7 protein-coding genes are annotated in these 6,071 nt (G+C 59.3%); 5 read left to right on the plus strand and 2 right to left on the minus strand.

The genetic code is table 11. The annotated features are described in order from the left end of the window. Positions 1-20: 20 nt before the first annotated feature. Positions 21-470, plus strand: coding sequence for a (2Fe-2S) ferredoxin domain-containing protein (locus NW843_RS12200; protein ID WP_414413286.1), 450 nt, complete (start codon positions 21-23; stop codon positions 468-470). Here the strand turns inward: NW843_RS12200 and NW843_RS12205 are convergent. Continuing rightward, the gene (locus tag NW843_RS12205) at positions 439-1,071 is read right to left on the minus strand and encodes a lysophospholipid acyltransferase family protein (RefSeq protein ID WP_414523075.1); all 633 of its coding nucleotides are present in this window, start codon (positions 1,069-1,071) and stop codon (positions 439-441) included. The two genes, NW843_RS12200 and NW843_RS12205, sit on opposite strands and share 32 nt — an antisense overlap. An 87-nt stretch (positions 1,072-1,158) precedes the next feature. Continuing rightward, positions 1,159-1,911 carry a Uma2 family endonuclease gene (locus tag NW843_RS12210; RefSeq protein ID WP_011433311.1) on the minus strand — a complete coding sequence of 251 codons (753 nt, stop codon included), beginning with the start codon at positions 1,909-1,911 and terminating at the stop codon, positions 1,159-1,161. A 268-nt stretch (positions 1,912-2,179) separates the two neighbouring features. On the opposite strand from NW843_RS12210, the gene NW843_RS12215 reads away from it, so the two are divergent. The 4 genes from NW843_RS12215 (at position 2,180) to groL (ending at position 6,020) form a co-directional block, all read left to right on the plus strand. Further along, positions 2,180-2,659, plus strand: coding sequence for a GNAT family N-acetyltransferase (locus NW843_RS12215; protein ID WP_041437363.1), 480 nt, complete (start codon positions 2,180-2,182; stop codon positions 2,657-2,659). 11 nt (positions 2,660-2,670) lie between these two features. Beyond that, on the plus strand, positions 2,671-3,786 hold the full coding sequence (locus tag NW843_RS12220) for an NAD(P)/FAD-dependent oxidoreductase (protein WP_414523076.1): 1,116 nt from the start codon (positions 2,671-2,673) through the stop codon (positions 3,784-3,786). 88 nt (positions 3,787-3,874) lie between these two features. Then, positions 3,875-4,201, plus strand: coding sequence for a 30S ribosomal protein PSRP-3 (locus NW843_RS12225; protein WP_414523077.1), 327 nt, complete (start codon positions 3,875-3,877; stop codon positions 4,199-4,201). Between the two features lie 199 nt (positions 4,202-4,400). Beyond that, entirely contained in the window at positions 4,401-6,020 is a 1,620-nt protein-coding gene (gene groL / locus NW843_RS12230; RefSeq protein WP_414418515.1) for a chaperonin GroEL, read from the plus strand. Positions 6,021-6,071: the final 51 nt, after the last annotated feature.

Below are 6,071 nucleotides of genomic sequence, written 5' to 3' on the forward strand. Positions count from 1 at the left end.
CCAAGCCCAAACATCTTGTTATGTCGCGTCCTGTCGCTTCTTCCCCTATCCTGGATCCCTCCTCGGCAACCGGATCCCCAGGCCAAGCGCCTCAGCCGGCTCCCATTCCGCCCTACCAGTGGCATTTGTTCCTGTGTGCGGATCAAACCAAGCCCAAATGTTGTGAGAAAGCTGTGGGATTGGAAGCCTGGGACTATTTAAAATCGCGGATCAAAGAATTGGATCTGGAAATCGGGAGCGCCGGATCCCTGCGGGTGCACCGCACCAAAGCCAACTGCCTGCGGGCGTGCGACTATGCTGTTCCCGGCCCTGTGCTGCTGGTCTATCCCGGTGGGTTTTGGTACCACTCGGTCACGCCGGAGGTGGTGGAGGAGATTCTTCAAAAGCACATCTTGGGAGGGATCCCTGTTGTTGAGTATCTGGTAGCCCAAGATACCCTCAGCGCCCCTGATCCAAAAGGGCATGGATAGCCTGCACGCACTCTGCCGTCACCTGCTGCAAATCGGCCTTATCGCTGGAAGCAGGGGGGGGAATCACGTTGCCAATGCGCACCGTGATGGGGCAGAACAAGCGCGGCCACCGGGATCCCTTGGGCAGCACTTTCTCGGTACCCCAGAGGGCCACAGGCAACAGAGGGGTTTGCGTTCGCGCTGCAACCAGAGCCGCTCCCAAGTGGGGCTGAGGAATGCGGCCATCGGGGGTACGAGTGCCATTCAAAAAGATCCCTACCGCCCATCCCCGCGCCAAGGCTGCTTCTGTGGCTCGCAGGGCAGCGCGGTCAGAGCCGCCTCTTTTGACCGGATAGGCCCCGTAGAGCTGAATCGCTTGCTTCAACCCCGGCACCCGAAACAGCTCTTCCTTGGCCATGAAGGCCACCGGACGGCGCACCGCATTGGCCACCAGCGGCGGATCCAAATGGCTGGCGTGGTTGCTGACGACGATGAGGGATCCCTGGCGAGGCACGTTTTCCTGCCCATAGGTGCGCCCAAAATACAGTCCCCGAAACAAGGGGTTGACCACCAGCCACTTGAGCAGCCAGTAGGCCAACCAATCCCGGCGGCGATAACCCATCTGTGAGTCCAACGATCCCTGCCACTCCGGCAGCAGTTCCCTCTCTGAGTGTAGTGGAGGGTGGGTGCTGAAGGGGATCCCTGGGCTTCAGCTCTCCAAATCGGGATCCTCACCCAAAGCCCGCAATCTTGCCGCCAGACGCTCCGCCCGTTGACGTTCCTGTTCCGCCCGTTGGCGTTCTTGTTCGGCTCTTTGGCGTTCTTGTTCCGCCCGTTGACGTTCCTGCTCCGCCCGTTCCCGCTCCAACTCAGCCCGTTCATCGCCGGTCAGCAGCAACTGCCCTTGGGCATCACACCAGCGCAGCCAGCGAGCTTGTTTCCCCTCAAAAACGCCTTCCCACACCGTCAGGCCCAGCCCCACCTGTTCTAGCCAGGTCTCGGTCATTTCCGCGTAGTGGCGGCCCCGCAGTTCGAAAATGCGCAACTCCTCTGGCCCCAGCTCATGATTGGGATCGAAGACCGCGTAGTAGCTAACTCGCATCTGCTCATAACGGCTCAGCTTGCCTTCCAGCTCGTCGCCTTCGCGGTTGGAGACGATCTCGATCACCACATCCGGCGGCTTGTCAAATTGCCAGAGCAGGTAGCAACGGTTTTGCTTCTCCCACCATTGCTCCGGCACCGTGACGTCCAGGCTGAGAAAAACATCCGGCACAATCGGGGGCCGACCGATGGCGGTGTAGATGCCTACATTTGCCGCTGCTAAAAAGGTTTTGCCGCGCAAAGCGCTGTAGAGAGCCCCTGTCAAGAGGCGCTGCTGCTTTTCGGAGGCGAAATTATCCACCGGGGTATCGTCCTCCGTCACAAGGTCGGCAACGTCGGGAACCAGCAGTTCAGTATCCATGGGCAGATGGGGTTGGGGATGCTAGCGATCTTAGCCGCTCGCCTCAGAGATCCTCTGCCCACAAGGACTAGATATAGAGAACTGAACCTGCCTCTCCCTCAAGCAAGCTCGGATACAATCGAGAAAACTTTACAGCTTTTTCCGACTTCATAGGAGTTCTCCAGCCAAGCGGGATCCTTCCTACGCAAGAGATTATCTACATTTGCTGTGGTAGATAACGCTGGAAAAAGCTGGATCGCATGATTGATTGCTTTTTCTTCGCTGCTTGATGCAGATCGACATCCGTCCTGCGGAAAACTCGGACAGTGCGGCTCTGCTCCACATTTTGCAAGTGGTCTTTGCGGAGTATCCAGGCTGTGTATTGGACATCGAAGAGGTGCCGGAGTTGCTTCAGCCTGCCACAGCTTTCGCGGAGATGGGGGGATCCCTTTGGGTGGCGCAGCATCAGGATCAAGTGGTCGGCTGTGTCGGCCTTGTGCCCGATGGGATCCCTGGGCGCATGGAGCTGAAAAAACTCTACACTCTGCCCGCAGTGCGCGGTCGGGGTTTGGGTCGGCGTTTGATTGAACAGGCCGAATTTGCGGCTCGGCAGCAGCAGGCGGACTCTCTGCATCTGTGGACAGATACTCGCTTCACGACGGCTCATCGGGTTTATGAGCGGCTCGGCTATGTGCGTCTGCCGGAAATTCGTGAATTGCACGATCGCAGCAACTCTGTGGAGTATCACTACGAAAAGCATCTCCATTGAGGGTTGGGCTGTTGAACTGTGATGTGCTGGTGATCGGCTGTGGGGTGGTGGGCTGTGCCATTGCCTACGAATTAGCCACAGCTGGGCTGTCGGTCATTGGAGTGGATGCCGGGGAGCCGGCCTCAGGCGCCGCGGGCGCGTCGCTGGGGGTGTTGATGGGGATCTGCAGCCGCCAGCCTAGCGGGGAGGTGGTGCAGTTGCGTCTAAAAAGCCTGGAGCTGTTCGATCCCCTAGTCGCGCGGCTGGAGGAAGACCTGGGCCGGAGTTTGCCCGTCAATCGGCGCGGCATTCTCAAACTCCTCAGGGAGGAGGAAGTGGAAGCTTGGCAAGAGACCCTGGCGGCCCGCCGACAAGCAGGTTACCGCCTAGATCTGCTCAGCCCTGCCGAAGTGGGATCCCTGCAGCCCGGCCTGCGCAGCGACCTGGCGGCGGCCATCTACTCTCCCCAGGATCGACAAGTCCAACCCAAGCTCCTAACCCAGGCTCTCTTGGAAGCAGCCCAACGCAAGGGATCCCGCTTTTTCTTCCACCAGCCTGTCCAGAAGATTCAGCGCAGCTCGGATCCCCCCTTTCGCCTGCAAACGGTTTACACGCCCGCTCTCACCCTCTCGGCAGGGCACGTCATCCTGGCGGCAGGTCTGGGCAGCTCTCCTCTGGCCAAAGAGCTGGGGCTGCAGGTGCCGCTGCAAGCGGTCAAAGGTCAGGCCCTGCGGGTCAAAGCCCCCGGGATCCCCCTGGGGCCCGTGGTCACCGACGCGGATCTGCATCTGGTTCCCCTGGGGGATGGATCCCTGTGGGTGGGGTCAACAGTGGAGTTTCAGGCCCCCCATCCCGAGCCGACGCTGCTGGCGCTACAAGATCTGCTGGCCCGCGCCATCCGACTCTGCCCGGCTTTGGCCGAGGCAACTTTGTTGGATCATTGGGCCGGCCATCGGCCTCGACCAGTGGGACAGCGCGCCCCCATCCTGGGTTGGGCTCCTGGCTACGCCAATCTGCTCATTGCCACCGGCCATTATCGCAATGGAGTGTTGCTGGCCCCGATCAGCGCCGCCATCCTGCGGGACTTGGTACTGAAAGGGGAAACAGCCCTCTGTGATCTAGGGCCCTTTGCCCCCAGACAGGGCTGAGCCCGTATCCATCTTCCGGCTCTCGGCCCGCCGATGGACAGGACATATGTCAGAATGAAAGGCTGCCTGGTTAGGATCGGATCGTCCGTTGAGCAGTGCAAAGGAGAAGAGAGCCTTGCCGAAGTTCGCCCTAAAAGCCCTCTGGTTGGAAAACGATTTGGCTATTGCCGTCGATCAGGTGGTGGCCAAAAACCGCAGCCCCCTCACCCACTACTTTTTCTGGCCGCGGGATGACGCTTGGGAGCAGCTTAAGGCTGAGCTGGAAAGCAAAACTTGGATCAGCGAAGTGGATCGCATCGAGCTGCTTAACCGAGCCACCGAACTCATCAACTACTGGCAAAACGGCGGGCGCAACCGCCCCATCAGCGAAGCCCAGGCCCAGTTTCCCGACATCCTGATCGGCGGCAACTCCTAGCCCTCTCCCCCCTGTCAGCCAAAACGTGACTCCGGATCTGCCCATCTTGCTCAGGCTCCCGTCTTTGAGCTAGATTGGCACTCGGGAGTTTAGAGTGCTAACTCCCTGCTAGCCGAGCCGGAGGATTCCTGGGAACCCCACTCCGCCTGGCAGTATCCAAAGTAGGAGCCCAGTCAGACTTACGAGGATCGCGGATTCTATGGCAAAACGGATTCTGTTTAGAGAAGAGGCCCGCAAGGCATTGGAGCAGGGCATCAACCAACTGGCGGATGCAATCAAGGTTACGATTGGCCCCAAAGGACGCAACGTGGTCTTGGAGAAGAAGTTTGGTGCCCCCCAAATCGTCAACGACGGGGTCACGATTGCCAAGGAAATTGAGTTGGCGGATCCCTTGGAGAACACAGGCGCCCAGTTGATGCGGGAAGTGGCCTCTAAGACCAACGATGTGGCCGGAGATGGTACCACCACAGCCACCATCCTGGCCCAAAGCATGGTGCGGGAAGGGCTCAAAAACATCTCGGCGGGTGCCAACCCTGTGGCTCTGCGGCGCGGCATTGAAAAGACCACTGCCTACTTGGTGGAGCAAATTGCAGCTCACGCCAAGGCTGTGGAAGGCCGTAAGACCATCGCCGAAGTAGCCACCATCTCTGCCGGCAACGACAGCGAAGTGGGAGAGATGATCGCCAAGGCCATGGATGCTGTAGGGCGAGATGGGGTGATCACGGTCGAAGAATCCAAGTCGCTGGAAACCGAGTTGGACGTGGTGGAGGGGATGCAGTTTGACCGCGGCTACATTTCCCCCTATTTCGTCACCGACTCGGAGCGGATGGTGGCCGAGTATGAGAATGCTTATCTGCTGATTACCAGCAACAAGATCTCCAGCCTGCAAGATCTGGTGCCCATCCTAGAGCGGGTGGCCCGCGAGGGTCGGCCTCTTCTGGTCATTGCGGAGGATGTGGAGGGAGAGGCTCTGGCCACATTGGTGGTGAACCGCCTGCGGGGGGTACTCAATGCGGTGGCGGTCAAGGCTCCGGCTTTTGGGGATCGGCGCAAAGCCATGCTGGAAGATATCGCCATTCTCACCGGCGGGCAGCTCATCTCTGAGGATGTTGGCATCAAGCTGGATAAGGTCACCCTGGACATGATGGGGGTGGCCCGCAAGATCACCGTCACCAAAGACAAGACCACCATTGTGACCGATGGCAGCACCAAAGCGGCGGTGGAAAAGCGAGTGGCTCAAATTCGCAAGCAACTGGAAACCACCGATTCCGAGTACGACCGCGAGAAACTGCAAGAACGCATCGCCAAGTTAGCCGGGGGAGTGGCGGTGATCAAAGTGGGGGCTGCCACTGAAACAGAACTCAAAGATCGCAAGCTGCGCATTGAGGATGCCCTGAATGCCACCCGAGCTGCGGTGGAAGAAGGGATCGTCCCTGGCGGCGGGGCGACGCTATTGCACCTCTCCAAAGGGATCCCGGCTTTCAAGGCCAAGTTGAATGCCGAAGAACAGGTGGGGGCAGAAATTGTTTACCGAGCCTTGCAGGCCCCTCTCTTTCAGATTGCCCACAATGCCGGTCTGGAAGGGTCAGTGGTGGTGGAAAAGGTTTTGGAGAAGGAGATGCCCTTTGGCTTCGATGCCCTGAGCGGAACCTATGTGGATATGTTTGCCCAGGGGATCGTCGATCCGGCCAAAGTGGTGCGCTCAGCGCTGCAAAACGCGGCTTCCATAGCCGGAATGTACCTCACAACCGAAGCGATTGTGGTGGAAAAGCCTGAGCCCAAGCCGGCGGCTGGCTCTGCACCTAAGGGGATGATGTAGTCTTGCGAAAGTAAACTACCCGACACCCGCGCTATGCGCAGGGTGCGGGCT

The organism is Synechococcus sp. R5-12, assembly GCF_047502655.1.
Classification (GTDB): Bacteria; Cyanobacteriota; Cyanobacteriia; order Thermostichales; family Thermostichaceae; genus Thermostichus.

What these genes read in the sequence shown, in the direction of transcription:
- NW843_RS12200 (WP_414413286.1), top strand. Translation starts at nt 21, where the DNA reads ATGTCGCGTCCTGTCGCTTCTTCCCCTATCCTGGATCCCTCCTCGGCA.
- NW843_RS12205 (WP_414523075.1), bottom strand. Translation starts at nt 1,071, where the DNA reads ATGGGTTATCGCCGCCGGGATTGGTTGGCCTACTGGCTGCTCAAGTGG.
- NW843_RS12210 (WP_011433311.1), bottom strand. Translation starts at nt 1,911, where the DNA reads ATGGATACTGAACTGCTGGTTCCCGACGTTGCCGACCTTGTGACGGAG.
- NW843_RS12215 (WP_041437363.1), top strand. Translation starts at nt 2,180, where the DNA reads ATGCAGATCGACATCCGTCCTGCGGAAAACTCGGACAGTGCGGCTCTG.
- groL (WP_414418515.1), top strand. Translation starts at nt 4,401, where the DNA reads ATGGCAAAACGGATTCTGTTTAGAGAAGAGGCCCGCAAGGCATTGGAG.